Below are 22,657 nucleotides of genomic sequence, written 5' to 3'. Positions count from 1 at the left end.
AGCGCGGAGCAATAGACTCCGCGCTTTTTCTTTTTCGTCATTCATTAAAAAATTTTTTTCCAGGGTGATTCATTCCGGCAATTTCTTTCGCGTTAAGGAGTGAAGGCGAAACACAAGATTTATTGATTACAAAAAATTACTGAAATTGGTTTTACAGTTTGCTATCGCATAAGGAGATTGTTGTATGAAACGATTTAAACGATTACTGACCTCGCTGGTTACTGCTTCACTTCTTTTATCACTCAATCTATTCTCTTTCGCGCAGCATAACGCGCAACATCAGGGGCAATCCGCCTCGCCCGATTGTCAATTGCCCGGTGGTTCTGCGATATCCGAAGGCAGAACGGTTTACGGCGAACCTAAGCCCATTGGCAATGGCGATATGCGTTCCTGGGTTCGCCTGAACAAAGCCGGTAAACCGGTAGCCGTGGGCATTGCGCTTTCGGAATCGGCATTGACCGGACTGCCGCTGGAATTGCCGAACGGAGAGATGGGCGTCGAATACGTTTTACATTTCCCGAAATCGGCTCCTGTAGCCCCTTTCAACCACATCGGCGTCAACTGGAATCCGAAAGGTCATCCGCCTGAGCACATTTATAATGTCGGTCATTTCGATTTCCATTTCTATATGATTTCGGAATCGGAACGCGCCGCAATTACCGCTCAGGGCGAAGATTTGGAACGCTGCAAAAAGAAACCGGCAGATGAATTTGTCCCGCAGGATTATTTCTATGCGCCTGAAACCGAACATGCCAATATGGGTTCGCATTGGGTTGATAAAAATGCCCACGAATTTCACGGGCATCATTTCACCTCGACGATGATTTATGGCAGCTACAACGGACATTTCACCTTCATCGAGCCGATGATTACCAAAGCCTTCATTGAATCGAAACCGTGTTTTTCGCAACCGGTCAAACAACCGGCGAAATTTGAAAAAGCCGGTTATTACCCGACCAGTTATTCGATTCAATTCGACCCGGTAAACAAAGTCTATAACATCGCCCTTGATAATTTAACCTGGCGATAAATCGACTGAGATTCTTTCTCCCCTGGACGGCTGCGCCTGTCTCTCAATAAACGCTCAACAGGCGCAGCTTTTTTTTTATTTCCGTTTACGTTGCGAATCATTGCAGTGAAGGCTTATAAAAAACCTGCGACACATTTTGACATTCCCATTTTGAAAGGAGTTTGACAATGGCAATAACCAATACAGAGTCGGGAACCAATATTCATGAGATTGCTGACGGGATTTACCGTATCAACACGCCGGTTTCAATGAATGTGGGACCCGGAGGCTTTTCTTTCAATCAATATCTCATCGTTGATGACGAACCGCTGCTCTTTCATACGGGTCCGCGTAAAATGTTTTCGCTCGTTCAAGAGGCGGTTGCAAGCGTGATGCCTGTCGAACAACTCCGTTATGTCTCTTTTTCGCATGTGGAAGCAGACGAATGCGGCTCGCTAAACGAATGGCTCGTAGCCGCTCCGCAATCGGTTCCCCTATGTGGCAACATCGCGGCGATGACTTCGATTAATGACCTTGCCGACCGAGCGCCACGCGCCCTCGCCGATGGTGAGACCCTGACGCTTGGTAAACACCGGGTACGCTGGTTTGATACGCCGCATCTGCCGCACGGATGGGAATGCGGTTATTTAATCGAAGAACAGACGCGCACCTTTTTGTGCGGCGATTTGTTCACCCAAGGCGGCGCAAATCATCCGGCAATAACCCAATCCGACATTCTTGAACCAAGCGAAGCCTTGCGCCAGAAACTGGATTATTTTGCCCACGCGAAAAACACCGGTGCGATGCTTGAGCGGTTGGCGGCAACCGAACCATCAACGCTTGCCTGTATGCACGGCAGCGCCTGGCAAGGAGATGGCGCAAAACTTTTGCGCGCTCTGGCTGAAGTGCTGTCACGATAGCGATACCCAATTTGCCGAATGCCTGAAAGATGGTGAAATAAAATTTTGAAAAATTGGATTTCATCCGGTGTGAATATCCATGAGGTTAAAGGAGATTTTTCATGAGCGTGATTCAACATTCGGCATTAGAAAAATTTGATTTTCCAGGCATCATCCATCAAACCATTGCCAGTGAGAAACTCGGTGTAAACGGCATCGAAAGCTGGATGCAGACGGTTGCGCCACAAAGCGGAACTCCCGCGCATAAACATGATTGCCCTGAAGTAGTGGTCATTTTACGCGGTCAGGGACAATTGATTCTTGATGGTGAAACATCAACCTTTACTGCGAACTCGACGTTATTAATTCCGGCGGGCGCAGTTCATCAAATCCTGAATACCGGCGATGAAGAGATGCAGCTCATCGGCACGTTTAATCAATCCCCCGTCAGGGTCTATACAGCGGAAGGCGACCCGATCAACTTGCCGTGGTAGGCGGACACTGATTTTATTTAGCCCTTTAACACCCCCTAATCAATCAAAGCCGTGATATGAAAATTCATATCGCGGCTTTTGATTTTTCGGGAACATCCATTCAAACATCTTTCGTATGCGATTGCGGTGGAGAGCAACAAAATGATGGAGCACAATTTTGCAATCGAGTTTATCAATCAATCATCAATCACTTTCACTCATTGAAAAAGCCGAACAATTTTTACTGACTCAATTAAAACCAAACCGGTGGGCGAGATTATTCACCACCGCCACACGTATTCTCTTAGCACTCGGCTTTACGCCATCGGGACTTACCAAAGTTTTAGGCAACCGCTTTACCGTGCTGGGGCTGGATAACCCGGTCGGATTTTTCTTTGAAGCGTTTTATCGTACAGGTTTTTACTGGAATTTCATCGGTCTCGCGCAACTCACAGCGGCTTTGCTGTTATTGATTCCGCGAACCACCACGCTTGGGGCAGTAATTTATTTTCCTATCATCCTGAATATTTTTCTCATCACGGTGTCGATGCATTTCACCGGAACGCCGGTGATTACCGGCGCGATGCTGCTCGCCAGTATTTATCTGTTGTGCTGGGACTTTGATAAATTAAAACACATCGTGAAGAAGTGAATCGCGGTTTGGAGAGAACGGCAAAACGCTTTACCAAAGGAGTGGTCTCTGACCGTGTTTGCATACGGTCGCGGTCAAAGACCGCTCTCTCAACGTTCTAAAGTGGTTTTCAACTGAAGGCACCGAGTTTTCTCATCAGTTCATTGAATCGCGGCTCGGCGCGCAGATTGTCGAGGCGCGGGTCGACCTGCGCGAAATTAAACAGGTGGGTTTTCGAGGCTTCGGCTTTCGCAAGCCACATCAAGGCTTCATCATTCTGATTGAGCAATGAAAACGCCACCGCGAGTTCGTAAAACAGATAAGTCTCTCCCGGTTTGAATTCCGGCGAAGCGATAAAATAGCGCAAGGTTCGTATGGCTTCATCGCGCTCGCCACGCATGGCTTGCAGTTGGGTTAGAATAGCGTACCACTCTTTATCTGCATCGCCGCTGAAACTTTTCTCATTTTGATAAGCATTCATGGCGTCTTCGTAACGATTCATCGCTTCATACGTCCAGCGCAAAACCCGATGAGCGGGAACCAATCCGGGGTCAAGTTCCAAAGCTTTATTCGCCCGCTCGATGGCTTGGTCGTATTGTCGCGCATAAAAATAGACCGTACTGGCGGCAGCGCGAATAATCGGTGAACGAATGTCGAGTTGTTCAGCCTGTTTGATTTCGGCAATCGCTTCATCGTGTCTTCCCGATGCCGATAGCATCATGCCGAACCAGTGATGCGCCGTGGCATAACTCGGATTGAGTTCAACGGCGCGACGAAATTCTTTTTCAGCACCGGCGCGGTCACGTTCCGAATAAAACTTCACAAAAGCGAGCGAGGCGTGCGGCTCGGCAAGCGATTCATCAATCGCCAGCGCCTTCAAAGCATTCTCTTTGGCTTTGGCAAACGCATCCGCCGGGGGGATCGCCTGATATTGATTCAATATCGCATAGCAATCGGCAAGTCCTGCATAGGCGGGCGCGAAATTCGGGTCTTTCTTTAAAGCCTGTTCAAAGCTGCGCGTTGCTTCGGTGAGTCCGCTGCCGGTGCGTTTGCCCCATTGATAACGCCCGACGAGATAGAGTTGATAGGCTTCGCTGTTTTCGGTGTAGCGTTTATTCAGGCGTTGGCGTTGACTGGCGGTTAATTCGATTTTCAAGACGCGCAAGATGCGTTCGGCAATTGCCGAGTGCAGATTGGCAACATTAGTGAGCTTTTCATCGAACACATCCGCCCATAACACTTTGCCGTCTTTGACGGTTTGTAACTGGGCGCTGACTTTTACCGCGTCATCGAAATTTTCCATCGAACCGCTGACCAAGTATTCAACGCCGAGTTCCTGACCGGCTTTTTGTTCATCCACATCCTTTCCGAAATAAACCCGCACCGCTGAAACCGGGCGCACGGAAAACTGTTGCAACTCACTCAACTTGGATGTCATGGCATCGGCAATCCCGATGCTGATTGAGCGTTCGGTTTCACCTGTGGCATCGGTTTTAAACGGCAAGATTGCAATCGACTTGGGCACACTGGCTTGCGCCAGGTCAGGCGTAATTTTGCGTAACACCATAGGCTTTTGCGCGTTTTTATAGACATACCAACCGATTGCACAAACTGCCGCAAAGACCAGCGCAAACACCGCCCAGTGCATTAAAGAGAGCCTGCGGGTTTGCTCGGCGGTAATCACTGGTTCAAGCGGTTTTTCCGGCAGTGAATCGCTTTGGTTTTCAGCCACCAAACTGGCGGTCGCTGGCGAAACGTCCATCACTGCCGTCACCTGATTGCGATTGACGATGAGGGGTTCGGGCGTCGCCACCATTCCGCCTCGGGTATGCGCTGCGTCGTGAACTAAAGTGGCAATCGCTTCATCATCGCCGGTGTTGCCGGTTTTAAAAGGTCGCAGGCGTTGCAAAACCTCGCCAAAGCGCGGGTCATCACGCAATGGGTCAAGCGAAGGTTCAACCCTCAACCACAACGCCCAATGGTCGTGATACTCGAATAATTTTTCAATCTGTTTGAAAGCCGCTTCGTATTCACCGAGCGCCGTATGCACGACGACAAGAAAAAACGGTGAGATGTAACGTTTATCTGCCGCTTGAGTTAATTCATCAAGATATTTCCGCGCTTCGTCAATTTTCCCGGCATCGGCAAGCGCGCGCGCATAAGAACAAATCGTCAAAGGGTTGCCGCCCGAAACCTCTACGCCTTTACGCCCGGCGACGAGCGCATCATCGAATCGTCCGACTTTGGTTAAACTCCACGCCGCGCCCTGCAACGCCAGATAATAATTCGGCTCCAGTTCCAAAGATTTATCGGCGAACTTGACCGCCTCTTCATAACGTCGCGCATTGTAATAAACCCGCGACATCATCGTATAAAGCGAACGCGATTGCGGGTCAATTTCCAAAGCCCGGCGCATGGATTTTTCGGCTTCTTCAAAACGACCATACGAGGTGCAGAAATGACCGTACCATTCATAGGCTTGCGAATAATTGCTATTGAGTTCAAAGGCGCGTTTGAAAAAGCCTTCGCTCTTTTCGGCGTCCCAATCATACGCCCAGGCGGTGAGTCCTAAAGATGAATAAACTTCCGCGAGTTTATTATCAATCTTCAATGCGCGAATCGCCGCTTCTTTGGCAGCCGGAAAGGTATCGGCGGGCGATAACACCGATGTAACGCCCAGGAGGTTATGATAATCGGCAACCCCCGAATAAGCCGCTGCAAAATTTTCATCCAAAGCGATGGCTTCATAAAAACAGGTGATGGCGCGCGCCAGTCCGCTTTCCGTGTAGGTGTGCCAGTGGTAACGCCCGCGCAAATAGGCTTCAAAAGCTTTGAAATTATGGGTGCCGCGTTTAACCAGTTTTTGGCGTTCTTCGCCGGAGATTTTTTTGACCAGTTCTTTGACAACCTGCGACGAGATGGAATCCTGTAATTCAAGAATGTCGGTGTATTTTTCATCGAATTGCGCTGCCCATTGCGGCGATTCGGTTTTCACATTGATGAGTTGTGTGGTGATGCGTATGCGGTCGCCGGATTTCAGCAAGCGACCATCAAGCACATAATTGACATTCAACTCTTTGCCAACCGAAAGCGCATCGGTCGTCAGTTCCGTATAACGCATCACCGAGGCTGTCGGTCTTACGGTCAAGCTGCGAATGTTACTCAGTTGAGTAATCAATGAATCGGCAAGCCCGATGCCTAAAAATTTGCTGCCGGTATCCTCTTCACCGGATATTTCAATCAGCTTGAACGGCAAAATGGCAATGGCATTTTGCGCCGCATGGTCATCGCCGGTGTTCGATTTGATAACCGGCGTCGGCGGATGATAGGAAGGCGCAGTGACCGGAAAGCCCGATAAATAGCGATTGATGTCCGCCATCAGATGTTCGATGGATGGATAGCGCATCGACACATCTTTGCGAAGCATTTGCATGATGATGTTGTCGAGTCCGCTTGCGAGTTCCATCTGCAAGCCTTCGGGCGAAGTGTGGCGCAACTGGCTTACGAGTTCGGGGGTTAAGTAGACCTCTTCGCCATCGCGATTGATAATTTTTTCAACCCGCGAGATGACAATGCTCGGTTTTTCCGGTTCGGTTTCGCAAATGATGCGCACGATTTCGTGCGGCAAATAGTTGGTCAAACGATACGGGCGATGACCTGTCATCAGTTCATATAACAACACGCCGAGGCTGTACTGGTCGCTTGCGGGCGAAACTTTTTCGCCGCGTGATTGTTCGGGACTGGCATACTCAGGCGTCATCAACCGCATGGCGGTTGCCGTCGGATCGAGGGTGTCAAACGCAAATTCGGGATTGAGCAATTTTGCAATGCCAAAATCCAGGAGCTTGGGCTTGCCATCAGATGTCACCAGAATGTTGCTCGGTTTAATATCGCGATGCACGATTTGATTGAGGTGTGAATACTGAACCGCCGAACAGACTTGCAGAAAAAGTTTCAAGCGGTCGGCAAGCGAAAGCTTGCGTTTATCAGAGTAGCGTGTGAGCGGTTCGCCTTCGATGTACTCCATCACGAAATAGGGCAAATCGTCATCGGTGGTGCCGCCGTCTAAAAGACGCGCGATATTCGGGTGGTCAAGGTTTGCAAGAATCTGGCGCTCATTGCGAAAGCGGCGAATGATGAAATCGGTATCCATGCCGCGTTTGATTAATTTGATGGCGACCCGCTTAAAGAAAACTTTGTCGGCGCGCGATGCCAGATAAACTGCCCCCATGCCGCCGCGTCCGATTTCGCGTTCCACTTCGTAAGCCCCGACTTTACGACCAATCATGCCGTCCACCGGGTAATCATTCAGGGCGTCGGCGAATTTGGTGATGTGCGAAAGCGGAACAGTGGATTCGATAAAATCACCGGCATCTTCATCGGCTTGAATGAGCTTTTCAACCTGGGCGCGCAATTCGCTATTGTCACCACAGGCTTCACGCAAAAAGACATCGCGACTATCGGGCGGCATTTCGACAGCTTGATTAAACAACTCTTCAATTTTTTGCCAATGTTCGGGTGTCATACAAAACGGGTTACTGGTTCAGGCAGCGGTTACTAATAAATTGTAATTGTGGGAGGCAGAAATCTGGAAGTCAAAAATTTATTTGTTAATTTCCGAATAAAGCCAGGCTTTGGCGAGCCGCCACTGGCGAATCACTGTGGCGGTGCCGATGCCTAAAACTTCGGCAATCTCTTCAATGGAAAGACCGCCGAAAAATTTGAGTTCAACGATGCGGCTTTTTTGTTTATCGATTTCGGCAAGCGCATTGAGCGCATCATCGAGGGCGATGAGTTCACTGGCGCGCTGGTCGGAAATATCAATATCATCATCGAGCGACAGTTTAACCCCGGCGCGTTTTTCGGTTTGATAATTGCGGGCATGGTCAATCAGTATGCGTCGCATGGCTTGCGCCGCCACCCCGAAAAAGTGCGCGCGGTTTTGCCAGTGAACACGCGATTGGTCAACCAGTTTGAAATAGGCTTCGTGAACCAGGGCGGTCGCCTGCAAGGTGTGGTCAATGCGTTCGCGTCGCAAATAACGGTCGGCAATCTGGTGGAGTTCCCGGTAGACCATCGGCAGCAGTTCTCCCAATGCCTCTTTATTGCCTTCACCCCAGGCGACTAAGAGATTGGTCACGTCGTTTTTTGAGGATGTATCCATGAATCTTGTGGATAAAAAACGCTACCGATTTTTATCAGTGTGAGCATATGAAAAATCGCCCTTCAAGTCAACGAAGCACTCTCAGGGTGGTTTTAATCTTCGCCTAATCTTCTTTTGCTATATTGCCGCTAAAGCGAATTTGCTGTTGCAAGGCTGACGAAGAAAGCCTGCGCCCCAGTGGAATCCTGAGCCATCAGTCGCACCGGTAAAATCTGTTTCTGAAGACGAATTGATATTGCTTATGACCCGACGCTATGCCTTGATATTTACCATCATTTATTGGTTCATTTATTCGCCGAACGGCTTTGCCCAACAACTATCCACAAATCCATCAGCGCCAACCCTGACGCTCAGCCAATGTCTCAGTCAGGCGTTAACCAAGCACCCGGCGCTTGCCGCCGTTCGTTCACGCATCGAAGGCGCTGAACAATTCCGCCAATTTGCTGCTGCGCGCCTGAATCCCTCTATCACTTTTCAAAGCGAAAACTGGCGATTTACCGGTGAGCCGCCATTTAAAGCCAGTCAAGACCTCGACCTCTTCATTTACGGAACGCAGACGCTGGAACGCGGCGGCAAAGCGGCGCGTCGGCGTGAAGTCGCCGCCCAAGCCGAAGAGGTTTTACAGGCTGAACTCGAAACCTTGAAACGGCGACTGACACTGGAGATTTTGCGAAGCTATTACAAAGCGGTGGTCGCCCAATCATTGCTGGAAATCCTCAGTGAAAACCGGCAAAACCTTGACCAGTTGGTTAAGTACAACGATGTCCGCGTGCGCGAAGGTTACACAGCCGAAGGCGAATTGATTCGCGCGCGTCTGGAAATGCAAACCGCGACCACCCACGAAGCCACAGTTGCTTTGGAATTGGAACGCGCCAAACTTGAACTACTGAAAACCATAGGCGAAGCGCAATTCAATACCAACTTTCGCGTAACCGATGAAGCCGATTTAACCCCTACAGCGAGACTTGCGAATGCGCCGGTTGCTGCGCCGCTTTCTGAATTGCTGCAACAGGCGCTCGCCAAGCGCCCGGAACTGCTCACCCTGCGTGCCCGGCTCGAACACGCCAAAGCGGCTTTGCGTTTAGCCGAGGCGAATGCCAAGAGCGATTGGTCGGCATCGTTTGGTTATAAACGCACCACTGGATTTAATACTTTCATTGCGGGCATTTCGATTCCGCTGCATCTCTTCAATAAAAATCAGGGCGAGATTGGTCGCGCCGCCGCAGAGATTGCTGCCATCGAACACGAATTATCCGCCGAAGAAAATTTTATTCGCGCCGAAGTCCAGACCGCTTATCAGGCGAGCGAACGAATTCGCCAAAACCTCTTTGCCTTACAAAGCGACTTTCTCTTGCGCGCCGATGACACGCGCGACGTGGCGCTGGCGGCGTATCGCGAAGGCGCAACCGACCTTTATAAATTGCTCGAAGCGCAACGCGCGCGAAACGATGCGCGGTTGCTCTACCATCGCCTGCTTTACGATTTTCGCTTGAGCCTCGCCGAACTTGAACTCGCAAGCGGACAGGAGGTGACAACCACGAAATGAAGATGCATCGAAACCTTATTCAATTGCTCGCGCTGCTCATTCTGCTTTTCACCTTGATTTCCGCAGGCTGTCGCAAAGCGGCGTCAGAAAATGTGCAAGCCAACGAACCCGACGCCAAAGCCGACCCCAATATCATTGAGCTTTCACCCGATTCCGCTCGTTACGCGCAGTTCGTCGAAACCGAAGTTGTCGAACAACTGCTCACAGTTCCCTTGCGCGTCACTGGTCGCGTCGTGGTCAACGAAGAACGCACCGTGCATGTCGGAGCACTTTTTGAAGGGCGCGTTGAAAAGGTGCTCGTCCAACTCGGTGACCGGGTTCGCCAGGGGCAAGTGTTGGCGCTGATGCACACCCACGAAGTGCATGATGCGCGCGCCGACAATGACAAAGCGCACGCGGAACTTGATATGAAAAACAGCCAGTTGGCTTTTGCGAAATCGGCTTATGAACGGGCGCAGCGACTCTATCGGGCAAAAGCCATCGCCTATCGCGAAGTCGAAGAAGCTGAAAACGCCTTGAAAGCTGCCGAACAGGAGGCGCGCCGCGCGACTGCTGAACTCGAACGCACCGTAGCGAATCTCGAACATCTGGGACTCAATGAAAAGAGCGGAACCTATGACGATTCGGTTTCCATCACGGCACCGATTTCAGGTGTCATTATGTCACGCGACCTCACGCCCGGCGCAGCCGCAACACCCGGCACACCGGCTTTCACCATCAGCAACCTCGCCTCGCTCTGGGTAGTTGCCGAAGTCGGCGAACGTTACCTCGCCTCGATTAAACGCGGCGCAACCGTGACCATCGAAGTCGCGGCATTTCCCGACACTACCTTTACCGGCAAGGTTGTGCGCATCGGCGATCAACTGAGTCCGCAAACCCGCACCGTTGAAGTGCGCTGTCTGGTGGAAAACCAGGCGGGACGGTTGAAGCCTGAGATGTATGCCACGGTCAATTTAAATCTCGGCGAAACCGCGATGGCGCAAATGGTGAGCGAACAGGCGGTGCAGGAAATTGACGGACAATCGGTGGTTTTTGTTTCGACCGGCAATCATCGTTTTGAAAAACGCGAGGTCACAACCGGGCGCAAACAAAATGGATTGGTCGAAATTACCAAAGGCGTAGAAGCAGGACAGAAGGTCGTTGCGCAAGGCAGTTTCCTGCTCAAATCCGAATTTTTGAAATCGCGTTTTGCCGAAGAAGAATAACCCCTGGCTGAAAAATTTTCGCACGATGATACGAGCACTGATTAAATTTTCATTCACACAGAGATTCATGTTGCTGGCTTGGGTGCTGTCGATTTTCTTAGCCGGTATTTATGCCCTGTCAACCATTCCGATTGATGCATTTCCAGACCTGACCAACAATCAGGTCACCATCATCACCGAAGCGCCCGGCATGGCTGCCGCAGAGATTGAACCGCAAATCACTTTTCCGATTGAAAGCGCGATGATGGGCGTGCCGCACACCGAAGAGGTGCGCTCGATTTCCAAATTCGGATTGTCACTGGTCACCGTGGTTTTTGAAGACCGCGTTGATACCTATTTTGCGCGGCAATTGATTAACGAACGCTTGCAGGAAGCCAAGGCGCGCATCCCCGCTGGGCTTGAACCAACGCTGGGACCTGTGGCAACCGCATTCGGAGAAATTTATCAATACACCATCGAAGGCAATCAAAGCCCGCTTGATTTAAAAACCCTTCACGATTGGTCGATTCGCACGCAACTGCGAGCCGTGCCCGGCGTCAGCGAAATCAATTCGTGGGGTGGGTTCACCAAACAGTTTCACATTCTCGTTGACCCTGCGCGACTGCTGAAATACAACCTGACGCTCAGACAGGTCTTTGATAGCGTCAGCGCCAACAATGCCAATTTCGGCGGCGGATTCATCGAACATCGTTCGGAACAATACATCATTCGCGGACTGGGACTGGCAAAAAACGAAAACGATTTGAATAAGATTGTCATCGGGTCGCATCAGGGTACACCGATTTTTTTAAGCGAAGTCGCGGAAGTTAAAGTCGGCGCGCTGGCGCGTCAAGGCGCGGTCACACGCGACGGCACGGGCGAAACGGTTTCCGGCATGATCATCATGCTCAAAGGCGAAAATGGCAAAGCGGTCGCTGAACGCGCCAGAGAAAAGATTGATGAAATCTCAAAATCGCTTCCCGCTGATGTCAAAATCAAACCGTTTTACGACCAGACTTCAGTAATTGATCGCACCATTCAAACGGTAAAAAAGAATCTGCTCGAAGGCGGCGCGCTGGTCATCATTATTCTCTTTCTCTTTTTAAGAAACATTCGCGCTTCGGTGATTGTCGCTTCGGTGATTCCGCTTTCGATGATGGTGGCATTTATTTTCATGCGACTGCTGGGCATTTCGGCAAACCTCATGAGTCTTGGCGCAATCGATTTCGGACTCATCGTTGATGGCGCAGTGGTGATGATGGAAAACTTCGTGCGTCATTTGAGCGAAGAAAAAGAAAACCACACACCGGCGCATACGCAAGCCATCCTGCAAGCTTCGGCGCTTGAAGTGGCGCGACCGATTGTTTTTGGTGTGATGATTATCATCGCCGTCTATCTGCCCATCTTCACCTTGCAAGGCATGGAAGGCAAGATGTTTGTGCCGATGGCGCTTGCGGTCTGCGCTGCACTGTTAGGGTCGCTCTTGATGGCGCTCACCTATGTTCCGGCGATGTCATCGCTGCTGTTGCGCGGCGGCATCAAAGAACATCGCGGGCGCTTGTTTGAACTGATTCGCAAAATTTATGAGCGCAGCTTAAAGAGCGCCTTGCATCACAAATGGCTGACGGTTGGCGTGGCATTGATTCTGGTTACGGTTGCCATCGGTTCGCTGGCGTTTATCGGCACAGAGTTTATGCCGAGACTCGATGAAGGGTCGCTGCTGATTGAAACGCGCAAATTGCCGAGCGTGTCGCTTAGCGAATCGGTGGACATCAGCACCAAGGTTGAAAAGATTGTTAAATCATTTGCCGAAGTCGAAACGGTGGTCACGAAAATCGGCAGACCTGATGTAGCAACCGAAGCGATGGGCATTTATCAAGGCGATGTGTATGTCATCTTGCACCCTCACGAATCGTGGGCAAGCCATCGCACTAAAGAAGAATTGATTGAAGCGATGGACGTTGAACTGCGCAAATTGCCCGGCGTCAATTACAACTTCACGCAACCGATGGCGATGCGCCTGGATGAAGTGGTTTCAGGCGTAAAAGCCGATGTCGCCGTTAAATTATACGGCGAAGACACCGCTGTGCTTGAGAGAGAAGCCGAAAACATTCGCCAGGTTTTAACCAAAGTCAAAGGCGCAGCAGATGTACAGGCAGAAGTGCTGTCGGGTTCATCGCAGCTACAGATTGAATTGAACCGCGAAGAGTTGGCGCGTTATGGCTTGAATGTTCAGGACGCGCAGGATTTGGTCGAGACCGCTGTGGGCGGCAAAGTGGCTACGGAATTGATTGAAGAGCAGAAACGTTTCGATGTGCTGGTGCGCTTTCCCGAAGCCTTGCGCAACGATATTGAAGCTATCGCTGATTTGCAACTGACAGCGCCGGGCGGTGAACGTTTGTCGCTTGCGCAGGTCGCAAAGATTACGGTCGTCAATGCCCCGGAAATTATCAATCACGAAAACAGCCAGCGTCGCATCGTCATTCAATCCAACGTGCGCGGCAGAGACATCGGCAGTTTCGTCGGCGAAGCGCAGAAAGCCATCGACCGCGAAATCAAATTGCCTGCCGGGTATCTGATGGAATGGGGCGGGCAATTTGAAAATCAGCAACGCGCCACCCGCAGACTGATGATTGTTGTGCCGCTGGCGCTGCTGTTTATTTTCGGTCTGTTATTTGCGATGTTCGGTTCGGTCAAACATTCGTTTTTAATCATTATGAATGTGCCGTTCGCGCTGGTTGGCGGCATCGGCGCATTGTGGTTGCGGGAACTCAATTTGAATCTTTCGGCATCAGTCGGATTCATCGCGCTTTTTGGCGTCGCGGTATTAAACGGCGTGGTGATGGTTTCCTACATCAACACCCTGCGCGGCGAAGGCAGAAGTGTGACGCAGGCGGTTTTAGAAGGCGCAAGCGTTCGTCTGAGACCGGTACTGATGACCGCGCTGGTCGCCAGTCTCGGTTTTATTCCGATGGCGCTTTCGACCAATCCCGGCGCGGAAATTCAACGTCCGCTGGCAACCGTAGTTATCGGCGGACTAATCACATCAACACTGCTGACGCTCTTTGTTTTGCCGGTGCTCTATTGCATTTTTGAAAGAAAGAGTTTGAAAGCGATTTTGCATGACGATTCATCTGATGAATCAGGTGAACCCAATGACGAAGTGACCGGCAGGTCGCTTTAAGGAGGTCGTATATGAATTGGGCACACGTCCATTTAATGCTGAATCATTTGCCGGTGATCGGCATGATTTTCGCTTTTGGTCTATTGATCGTTTCTCTGCTGATGAAAAATCAGACCTTGCAGAAAGTCGTCCTCGGCGTTCTGGTGTTTACCGCAATCACCGCGATACCGGTTTATCTGACGGGGGAGCCTGCCGAAGAGGTTGCCGAACATTTGCCGGGGGTTACCGATGCCATCATTGAACGCCACGAAGATTTCGCCAAATTTTCTTTGATTGCCATTTTGATTACCGGCGCGCTTGCCGCAGTCAGTCTGTTGCTCGCGCGCGGCGGAAAAGCCATCTCGAATCTCTTGATGATGTTGCTGGTCGCGCTGTCGCTGGTCACCGTTGGTTTAATGGGTTATACGGCAAACCTCGGCGGCGAGATACGCCATACGGAAATTCGCGCAACCAATCCACAATCAACCGGTAACCAGGCAGAAGATAAATCCAACGATTCGGAAACTGAGAAAAAGCGCGGTAGCAAAGATGATGACTAAATGCGAAAATTGCGCTGATTCAACATCAGTCGTAAGGTTCGTTGAGGCTATGAAAATTTTAGTTATCGAAGATGACACGAAGATTTGCGAATTGCTCAAGCTCGGTCTCAGCGAAGAAAAATTCGTTGTCGATGTCGCAACCGATGGCGAAGCCGGTGAATTTATAGCCGCAACCAACCATTACGACTTGATCATACTGGATATTCTTTTGCCAAAGATGGATGGGCTTGCAGTTTGCTGCGCCTTGCGACAGGCAAAAAATCACACGCCGATTTTGATGCTCACGGCGCGCGATAAAACCACAGATAAAATCGCCGGGTTGGATTCGGGAGCCGATGATTATTTGACCAAGCCGTTTGTCTTCGATGAACTGTTGGCAAGGGTTCGCGCGCTCCTGCGTCGCGGTCCGGTGCTGGAAGACGCGGTGTTGACTTATGAAAATGTTTCCATTGATCGCCTCGGTCATACGGTAAAAGTCCACGGTGAGGCGGTTGAATTAACCGCCCGTGAATACGGTTTACTGGAATATTTCATTCGTCATCCGGGAAAAGTTCTGACGCGCCAACAACTCGCAGACCATGTCTGGGATGCAAGCTATGACCCGTTCAGCAATGTCGTCGATGTTTATATCAATTACCTGAGAAAAAAAATCGACACCGACCCGAATTTCAAATTGATTCATACATTGCGTGGACTCGGTTATATGTTGAAACAGAAACCGCGAGATTAAGATGTTGAGGTTGCCGTTTAAACCACGGAGCTTTCGCGCCCGCCTGACGCTCAACTGGACGCTGGTCTTTGGCGTGTTGTTGACTTTGACCTTAATCGGCATCTATTTCAGTTTGAGCTATAACCTGAAATCGGCTCTGGAAGCCAATTTGAGGACATTGGCGCTTACCGAAGTGGCTTCGGCAATCGACGAATATCAAGGCGTCCACCTGCACGATTTCAATCATCCGAACGAACAGCACATCGAAAAATATGTGCAGATACTCACTCCCGCAGGCGACATCGTCAATCAATCGCCGCAACTGGTCAGCCGCGCGCCACTCATCACCCGCGAGGTGATGGATACGGCGTTAAGCGGGCAGGCGCTGTTTACCAAAGTCTCTTTGGATGACCATCCCGGTTACGGGGTGAGTTTACTCGCCGAAAAAGATAATCAACGTTATGTTTTTGTCGTCGCCACACCCGAAGAACCGATGCAGGCGGTGCTCGGTTCTTTAAAACGCAATTTGATTATCATCGGCTTGATGGCGCTGCTGGCTACGGCTTTGGTGGGTTACCGGCTGGCAACCTTGGCGCTGCGTCCGGTGGATTTGATTGCGCGGCGGGCGCGGGTTATTGGCTTTGACCATTTGCGCCTGCGCCTTGAAGAGCCACAGACCGATGATGAACTCGGACGCCTGACTAATCTGTTAAATGATATGCTCGACCGGCTCTACAGTTTGATTGAATCGCATCAGCGATTTGCTGCCGACGCTTCACACGAATTGCGCTCGCCGCTTGCGGCTTTGCGCGGGCAGATTGAAGTCGCGCTCAGGCAAAGTCGCTCGGCAGAACATTATCGCGCGGTGCTGGAAAGTTGTCTCGAAGATGTTTCGGCGTTAACGCGGCTGACGGAAGATTTGCTTGAACTGGCGCGCGCCGATGCCAAACAACTCAATCTCGATTTATACGAAGTTGAATTAAAGCCTTTGGTTGAAGAGACGCTTTCGCAATACGAACCGGATGCCGAGAAAAAACAGATTGCCCTGTCGGCAAATATCCCCGCGAATTTTGCAGTCATCGCTGACCCTGCGAAACTCAAACGCCTGCTGACGAATTTAATCAGCAACGCGATTGCTTACAGCAAACCCGCAGGCGGTCGTATTGATATAAGCGCCGGCGCGAGCGACAAAGAGGTGTGGATTGAAGTGCGTGATAACGGCATCGGCATCGGTGATGAACAGAAAGCCAGAGTGTTTGAGCGATTCTGGCGAGCCGACAAAGCGCGCACTTTGAGAAGCGGCGGCGTCGGTTTAGGACTTGCCATCTGCAAAGGCATCGTCGCGGCGCACGGCGGCGAAATCAGCGTTAAGAGTTCTTTGAATGAGGGCAGTTGTTTTCGCATTTGCCTGCCGAAATACGATTCCAACTAAACCCTATCCGATGTGCCAATCAACCGAACTGCACGGCAATTTATCGCCAATTGTCATTTATGCGAACGGTGAGTGTTGGTATGTCGGGATGCATAGGTCCTTTCTGATTTTGCTTAAATTTGCTCTCATCACTTTTCAACCTATCAAGCGGTTTGATAAGAGAAGCCGAGACGCTTGAGCAACCGAGCGATGTAGAAGACCGAGTAGGTGACCGCGAATTTTTCGAGGATGAGTTGTTGAATCATCGGCGCGCGCCAGCAGGCTGATGAGAACCGCAGAAGGTGGAAATCAGGCAGGACACAACGGTCGGTCACCTTACGGACACAAAAGCAAAAAGGCAAGCCGGTTAGCTCGCCTTAATTTATTGAAAAAACTGGTGGCGGGGGTAAGGTTTGAACCTACGACCTTTGGGTTATGAGTTTGAATAAACAATTGCCTGTGCTTTGCTGTCTCTCCTTTACCTTCCCGCTGTTTCCCGGTTTTCCCCTTATAGAAAGGTTATTGCGTCCCAACTGTTATTCTTAAATTCCTGAAGGATTTATATAGTTATCTTTGCTCCTGCCTCCCGTTCGCTAAAGAGGTAGCAGCGGTGGAGGTAAAACCAAGAAGGATGGTAAAGGTTAAGGAGTAAGTGTTTTCAATCGCAGTCCGATTACGGAATGATACGATAGTCCTCATAGCTGAAGTTAATAAGAATACTGTCATCGGTCTCGGCTCTGACCACTACCTGATAGGCTGGTGGGAAAGTATCGTATCCGGCTTTTTTCAATTGATTCTTCAATTCGAGCAGGTGGTCGGGCGAGCTGAAAAACTCAGCCGCCGCTTGTGTGCCGGCTGAATTCACTCCTGAAAAGATGAGGATGCGAGGCTGCTGATTGGCAGTGCTTTCGCCGGACAGCACGGTAATCAAGCCAAAGACCTGCGTCAATCGCTGCTGTTGATCACGTTTAAGCGCGTAACGGGTCACCGGTAACTGTTCCGTGGCCGGGCCGACAATGGCATCCAGATAGTTGACATGTAGGGGACATTTTTCCAGAAAGCGGGTAACTATCGGGCTGTATGCGGACGCGCCAAACAAGATCACATTGCGACGGCGCAGTGTCGACATCGATGTGACCATTTCGGGGAACATCTGCGGTGAAACATTGGCAGTATTAAGGGTTTTGAGCGCCGCCAGTGCGCCCAAGACATCTCCCCAGTAAGTCGCATTTGTCGTGATGGTTAAACTCAGGTTAGCTGTCGCAGGGTAACGCGTGGTGTATAGGTCATAAAGGTCCTGCGGCAGAGGTCGCTCACCGGCGAGTGGGGTTTGGGGTGCAGGGGGTGAGAAGGGTCCCGGAAGTACCGAAAAAGCGGGCGGATTAGCGACACAGAGCAGCACATCGGCATTGGGCGTCAGTAGCGGTCCCCAGGCTTCAGCCAAAATCGGTGCCGGGTTACGCGAGACAACATTAGTAATCGGTTTGGTTCCCTTCCACCAGTAAAGCCCACCGGCGAGCAGCGCCGTCAACACGATTCCGGCGCTGAAGGGAAGCAGCCAACCGCTTTCCCATTCACGCCGACTCGCTGCTTTGGCAGGAGGCAATTCTTGGTGCGCCATGGGTGAATGGATAGGCTGTGGGACAAGATGATTGCCGGATGTTTCGGCACCATTTGCTTCTTGACGCGCCTGTTTTTCAACAAAGTGCGGACAGTAAGAGCCTTTCAGAAACTCGATGCGCAGGGTGGCATTGGGCTGTTCGTGCTCATAAAACTCCTGCAACTTTTTCCTGAGCGCAAATGCCCTTGTGCGTACTACCGAATCGTCACCCGGCGAATAAGTATCTGGTCGCCTGAGAATTTCGATGCCGATAAGATACTCTGTCAATTCCTGACCGCGCCCGGACATCTCCATTTCACAGACATACTTCAGGAAACACCGCAACTGGTCAGCGCGGGAAAAGGTTTGGCTGTGCAGTACAGCATCAAGCGCCGCACGCTTTTGCTCGTTCGTAAGAGAAGAACTGATTTCGAGAGCCAAGTCACTCATAAGTGTCTCTTAATCTTTAGATAATTACCAAGGTTGGAACCGTTCAAAGATATGTTAGCAAACGTTTAATAACGTTCCAATACTTGTATGGCAATTTTAGGGGGAGTATAACTTTAGTGCTTTCCATTTAGAAATTTTGCCAGATCACATTGCGAGATTCAGTTGGTCAATGTGATACCGGTTCCGCTGGCTCTCGGATAATTTAAATCAAATCCATATCAAGTCCTTTGCAGATTGACAGGCTGTGGCACATCTTTGACTGGAGGAAATGTGAAAATGAGATTGCGTTCTGTACTTCTTATGCTGGGCAGTGTGGCGATGCTTTACGTGTTGTCCGCCACCTGTAATGCACAAACCAATGGTGATATAACGGGTCTGGTGAGTGATACTTCAGGTGCGGCGGTGGTGGGTGCCAACGTGACGGTTACGAACAAAGCCACCGGCGCTATGCGCAAGACCATAACCAACAGCGAAGGGCTTTATGCCTTCCCCTCGCTGCTGCCCGGTGTCTATGAATTGAAAGTCGAACAATCGGGTTTCAAAACGGCGCGGCTTGATAACATCAGGCTCGAAGTTCAGCAGTCAGCACGGTTGGATGTGACGATGGAAGTCGGACAGGTCAGCGAAATGGTAGCAATCACCAGCACCAGCGCACTGCTCAACTCCGAAAACACGACAGTCGGCACCGTGATAGAAAACAAGATTGTCACGGAGTTACCGCTGAATGGACGACAATATCTGAATCTCGTCGCGCTTTCGCCCAACGCCAACGTCCTCGCGCCTGCGGCGGGGCAAGCGGGTGCCCGGCAAGGCGGCGAACGCGCTCAGCAAGCCATATCGGTCGGTGGGCAGCGCATATTCTACAATTACTACACACTCGACGGTGTCAACAACCTGGACGTGAACTTCAATACCTACGTTGCCCTGCCATCGATTGATGCGATTCAGGAGTTCAAGGTTCAAATCGGTGTCTATCCGGCAGAGTATGGGCATCAAAGCACACAAGTGAACGTACTCACCAAATCTGGCGGTAACCTCTACCATGGCGCGCTTTTTGAATTTCACCGAAATGACGCTCTGGACGCCAAGCAGTACCAATTCACCACCGCCAAACCGAAGAATCCGTTCAAATGGAACGACTACGGCTTTGAGCTGGACGGGCCGATACGCATCCCTGGCTTGTTCAACGGGCGCGACAAACTATTCTTCATGACCAATTATGAGGCGTTGCGTCGTAGACAAAGCGTGTTGAATACTTTTACGGTTCCGACTGCCAAGATGTTTTCCGGTGACTTCAGCGAGTTGCTGCCCTCGACGATCATCTACGACCCGAACACCGGGCAGCCCTTTCCGGGCAACATCATTCCCAGCAATCGGTTGGATCCGATTTCGCTGAAGTTTTTGAAGTACTACAATTCCGCCAGTACGCTTACAACCAACAACTATGCGCAGACCAGTTCCCAGCCTTTCGACCGCTACGGATTTGTTGTAAGAGTTGACTTCATCGAGTCGCCGAAGTCGCAGTGGATGGGACGATACAACTGGGGCGACGAAAACACCTCCACGCAAGGTTTAAATCTGGCGGGAACAAAGGTTTTGACCAACTACAAACAATATACCGGCTCGAACACCCGGACTTTAACACCGAACCTGGTCAACGACGCGCGTGTCGGCTATACACGTTTCTTTAACTCACTTGGCACTCTGAGCGCCGGTAACTTGGATGTGGTTTCCGAAATCGGCATTCCGAACCAAAAACCGGGCGATCCCATCACTTGGGGAATTCCCAACGTGGTATTTAACGGAGGCGGGTTTACCGCGATTGGTGACGCCAATGACGGGCCATTTGCCAACAATAACAACTACCTGCAATTCGTCGATAAGTTGTCCTGGATCCATGGCAAACATACTTTCGCCTTCGGCGGCGAGTACAGTCGGCAAAATTTCAATCAGGTAGGCAACCAGTTCTCACGCGGGGTGTTTACTTTTCAGGCAAACGCAACCAGGAATCCTGTCAATGGAAGCGGGGGCTTTTCCTTTGCCGAATTCCTGCTCGGGAGAATTTTTGTCTCCACCAATGCCGCCGCCATTGCCGATGCGAAATTCCAGCGTAATGTCTTTCATACGTTTATTGATGACACTTGGAAGGTTACTCCCAAGCTGACGCTGTCGCTCGGCTTGCGTTACGAACTGACGCCGCCTTTCACCAATACGCTGGGCAACTATTTCGCTGTTTATGTACCCAAGATTCAGTTTAATGCGAATGTGCCGGAAGCAGATTGGCCGTATTTCGTGCGGCAGGGCAAGGGTTGCACGGATCCGTATGAGGGATTGAGTATCCGTTGGACCAGCACGAAAGCGGTCTGTGGCGGCGGTCTGAACAATGCCCTCAAGGAAACTAAATATAAGAGCTTCGCTCCGCGCCTTGGCATTGCCTACTCGCCCGATGATAAAACTGTGATCCGCGCTGGTTTTGGCATCTTCTACATGGAAGACATCGCCAACTCTGTGTACTTTGACATGGCTCGTAATATCGCAGCTCGCGTAGACCTCACTTCTACGCCCGCCAATCCGGTTACCTGGAGCAATGCGATTCCCGGCGGCAGCGGAAGCTTTGTGCAAGTTCCACCGCCGTTTGCGTTGACAGCCGCTTACAGTCACGCGACTCCCTACACCATACAGTACCTGCTGAGCGTGCAACGGCAACTCAGTGTCAACTGGTTGGTAGAAGCTGGTTATCTGGGATCGCAAAGCCATCACCTCTATGGCTTCCAAAACGTCAACCAAGCGCTGCCCGGCCCCTTAAATAGCATTAATTCACGCCGCCCGTATGCCAATTTTGGGATCATCTCTTATGTCAACGATGGTTTCAACGCAAGCTACAACTCTGGAAGTGTGAAACTGACCCGGCGCTTTGGCGAGGGGATTAGCTTGAACACCAGTTACACCTATGCCAAGTCAATTGACAATGCCAGCGGCACCCGTACGCAAGGACTCGACACCCTCTTTCCACAAGACAGTAGTTGCTTGCGTTGCGAGCGAGGATTGTCTTCCTTCGATGTACGCCATCGTTGGGTTCTCGGAACGGTCTATGAACTGCCGATAGGCAAAGGCAAACCCCTGAGTGTTACCAACTCAGTCGTCCATGGGTTTGTTGGCGGGTGGCAGTTCAGCACGAACCTGACGATTCAGAGCGGTGTTCCGCAGACCCTCACCATTGGCATCAATAATGCCGGTACTAATAACCCATTACCCGACCGCCCCAGCTACTCCGGGGTAGGAAATGGCTATGCGGCAAACCGTTCACCCTCACGATGGTTCGACCCCGCGTCATTTATCGTGTCACCCCAGGGAACCTTTGGCAATGTCGGACGCAATACCATGCTCACACCGCATTTCCAAGCCATTGATGCGGCACTGGCGAAACGATTTACCATGCCTTACAACGAAAACCATGCCATACAATTTCGGCTGGAAGCATTCAATGTGTTCAATCATCCTGTCTGGGGTGCTCCGAATGGCAACATCCTTGCGGGACCGGCATTTCCGGGAGCGCCTGCCAATGCTGCGCATCAAGGCTTTGGCGTTATCAGCACAACGGCTATCCCGATGCGTCAGCTTCAACTTGGACTGAAGTATTCGTTCTGACACTCAGACGCAAATCAAACACCGGCGACAGTGACCAGTACTGTGTTGATTATCCTGATGGTGAGCCTTGCTGCGCCAGTGGCAGGCTCACCATTTTTTCAGCCTGGGGTTTAACTCCCGGATGACCGCCGATTATACTGCATCTCCAGGCTCGGTTGACACAGCAACTCTACGAAACGAGGATGTGATTTCGGTATGCAAGCACAGTAA

15 protein-coding genes are annotated in these 22,657 nt (G+C 50.9%); 11 read left to right on the top strand and 4 right to left on the bottom strand.

Annotated elements, in window-relative coordinates:
• Positions 1-184 precede the first annotated feature (184 nt).
• The 4 genes from AB1757_03015 (at position 185) to AB1757_03000 (ending at position 3,033) form a co-directional block, all read left to right on the top strand.
• The gene (locus tag AB1757_03015; protein ID MEW6126009.1) at positions 185-1,030 is read left to right on the top strand and encodes a DUF5602 domain-containing protein; all 846 of its coding nucleotides are present in this window, start codon (positions 185-187) and stop codon (positions 1,028-1,030) included.
• 167 nt (positions 1,031-1,197) lie between these two features.
• On the top strand, positions 1,198-1,929 hold the full coding sequence (locus tag AB1757_03010) for an MBL fold metallo-hydrolase (protein MEW6126008.1): 732 nt from the start codon (positions 1,198-1,200) through the stop codon (positions 1,927-1,929).
• A 101-nt stretch (positions 1,930-2,030) separates the two neighbouring features.
• Complete coding sequence (locus AB1757_03005) at positions 2,031-2,402, top strand: cupin domain-containing protein (protein ID MEW6126007.1); 372 nt, start codon at positions 2,031-2,033, stop codon at positions 2,400-2,402.
• A gap of 157 nt (positions 2,403-2,559) precedes the next feature.
• Positions 2,560-3,033 (top strand): hypothetical protein, encoded by a 474-nt coding sequence (locus tag AB1757_03000; protein ID MEW6126006.1) that lies wholly within the window; start codon positions 2,560-2,562, stop codon positions 3,031-3,033.
• Between the two features lie 109 nt (positions 3,034-3,142).
• On the opposite strand, the gene AB1757_02995 is transcribed toward AB1757_03000, so the two are convergent.
• Positions 3,143-7,537, bottom strand: coding sequence for a protein kinase (locus tag AB1757_02995; protein MEW6126005.1), 4,395 nt, complete (start codon positions 7,535-7,537; stop codon positions 3,143-3,145).
• 78 nt (positions 7,538-7,615) lie between these two features.
• Positions 7,616-8,176 carry a sigma-70 family RNA polymerase sigma factor gene (locus AB1757_02990; protein ID MEW6126004.1) on the bottom strand — a complete coding sequence of 187 codons (561 nt, stop codon included), beginning with the start codon at positions 8,174-8,176 and terminating at the stop codon, positions 7,616-7,618.
• 241 nt (positions 8,177-8,417) lie between these two features.
• Between AB1757_02990 and AB1757_02985 the strand changes: the two genes are divergently transcribed.
• Genes AB1757_02985 through AB1757_02960 form a run of 6 tightly spaced genes read left to right on the top strand, consistent with a single transcriptional unit; the run spans position 8,418 to position 16,770 of the window.
• The gene (locus tag AB1757_02985) at positions 8,418-9,722 is read left to right on the top strand and encodes a TolC family protein (protein ID MEW6126003.1); all 1,305 of its coding nucleotides are present in this window, start codon (positions 8,418-8,420) and stop codon (positions 9,720-9,722) included.
• Between the two features lie 2 nt (positions 9,723-9,724).
• Complete coding sequence (locus AB1757_02980) at positions 9,725-10,927, top strand: efflux RND transporter periplasmic adaptor subunit (GenBank protein MEW6126002.1); 1,203 nt, start codon at positions 9,725-9,727, stop codon at positions 10,925-10,927.
• A gap of 25 nt (positions 10,928-10,952) precedes the next feature.
• Complete coding sequence (locus tag AB1757_02975) at positions 10,953-14,090, top strand: CusA/CzcA family heavy metal efflux RND transporter (protein MEW6126001.1); 3,138 nt, start codon at positions 10,953-10,955, stop codon at positions 14,088-14,090.
• A gap of 11 nt (positions 14,091-14,101) precedes the next feature.
• Entirely contained in the window at positions 14,102-14,629 is a 528-nt protein-coding gene (locus tag AB1757_02970) for a DUF2231 domain-containing protein (protein ID MEW6126000.1), read from the top strand.
• Between the two features lie 49 nt (positions 14,630-14,678).
• Positions 14,679-15,359: a response regulator transcription factor gene (locus AB1757_02965; GenBank protein MEW6125999.1), complete on the top strand. Its 681-nt coding sequence runs from the start codon at positions 14,679-14,681 to the stop codon at positions 15,357-15,359.
• Between the two features lies 1 nt (position 15,360).
• Positions 15,361-16,770 (top strand): ATP-binding protein, encoded by a 1,410-nt coding sequence (locus AB1757_02960; GenBank protein MEW6125998.1) that lies wholly within the window; start codon positions 15,361-15,363, stop codon positions 16,768-16,770.
• A gap of 143 nt (positions 16,771-16,913) precedes the next feature.
• Here the strand turns inward: AB1757_02960 and AB1757_02955 are convergent, their stop codons facing one another.
• Both AB1757_02955 and AB1757_02950 read right to left on the bottom strand, forming a co-directional pair.
• Complete coding sequence (locus AB1757_02955) at positions 16,914-17,084, bottom strand: winged helix-turn-helix domain-containing protein (protein ID MEW6125997.1); 171 nt, start codon at positions 17,082-17,084, stop codon at positions 16,914-16,916.
• A gap of 338 nt (positions 17,085-17,422) precedes the next feature.
• A complete protein-coding gene (locus AB1757_02950) occupies positions 17,423-18,799 on the bottom strand; it encodes a hypothetical protein (protein MEW6125996.1) in 1,377 nt (458 codons plus the stop codon).
• 276 nt (positions 18,800-19,075) lie between these two features.
• On the opposite strand from AB1757_02950, the gene AB1757_02945 reads away from it, so the two are divergent.
• The gene (locus AB1757_02945) at positions 19,076-22,447 is read left to right on the top strand and encodes a carboxypeptidase regulatory-like domain-containing protein (protein MEW6125995.1); all 3,372 of its coding nucleotides are present in this window, start codon (positions 19,076-19,078) and stop codon (positions 22,445-22,447) included.
• The last annotated feature ends 210 nt before the right edge of the window (positions 22,448-22,657 follow it).

This window comes from Acidobacteriota bacterium, assembly GCA_040754075.1.
Classification (GTDB): domain Bacteria; phylum Acidobacteriota; class Blastocatellia; order UBA7656; family UBA7656; genus JBFMDH01.
Note: the sequence above shows the minus strand (reverse complement) of the source record. Positions and strands in the feature narration are given on the sequence as shown.

Coding starts and splice junctions, on each gene's coding strand:
- AB1757_03015 (MEW6126009.1), top strand. CDS start 185: ATGAAACGATTTAAACGATTACTGACCTCGCTGGTTACTGCTTCACTT.
- AB1757_03010 (MEW6126008.1), top strand. CDS start 1,198: ATGGCAATAACCAATACAGAGTCGGGAACCAATATTCATGAGATTGCT.
- AB1757_03005 (MEW6126007.1), top strand. CDS start 2,031: ATGAGCGTGATTCAACATTCGGCATTAGAAAAATTTGATTTTCCAGGC.
- AB1757_02995 (MEW6126005.1), bottom strand. CDS start 7,537: ATGACACCCGAACATTGGCAAAAAATTGAAGAGTTGTTTAATCAAGCT.
- AB1757_02990 (MEW6126004.1), bottom strand. CDS start 8,176: ATGGATACATCCTCAAAAAACGACGTGACCAATCTCTTAGTCGCCTGG.
- AB1757_02985 (MEW6126003.1), top strand. CDS start 8,418: ATGACCCGACGCTATGCCTTGATATTTACCATCATTTATTGGTTCATT.
- AB1757_02980 (MEW6126002.1), top strand. CDS start 9,725: ATGCATCGAAACCTTATTCAATTGCTCGCGCTGCTCATTCTGCTTTTC.
- AB1757_02975 (MEW6126001.1), top strand. CDS start 10,953: ATGATACGAGCACTGATTAAATTTTCATTCACACAGAGATTCATGTTG.
- AB1757_02970 (MEW6126000.1), top strand. CDS start 14,102: ATGAATTGGGCACACGTCCATTTAATGCTGAATCATTTGCCGGTGATC.
- AB1757_02965 (MEW6125999.1), top strand. CDS start 14,679: ATGAAAATTTTAGTTATCGAAGATGACACGAAGATTTGCGAATTGCTC.
- AB1757_02960 (MEW6125998.1), top strand. CDS start 15,361: ATGTTGAGGTTGCCGTTTAAACCACGGAGCTTTCGCGCCCGCCTGACG.
- AB1757_02950 (MEW6125996.1), bottom strand. CDS start 18,799: ATGAGTGACTTGGCTCTCGAAATCAGTTCTTCTCTTACGAACGAGCAA.
- AB1757_02945 (MEW6125995.1), top strand. CDS start 19,076: ATGAGATTGCGTTCTGTACTTCTTATGCTGGGCAGTGTGGCGATGCTT.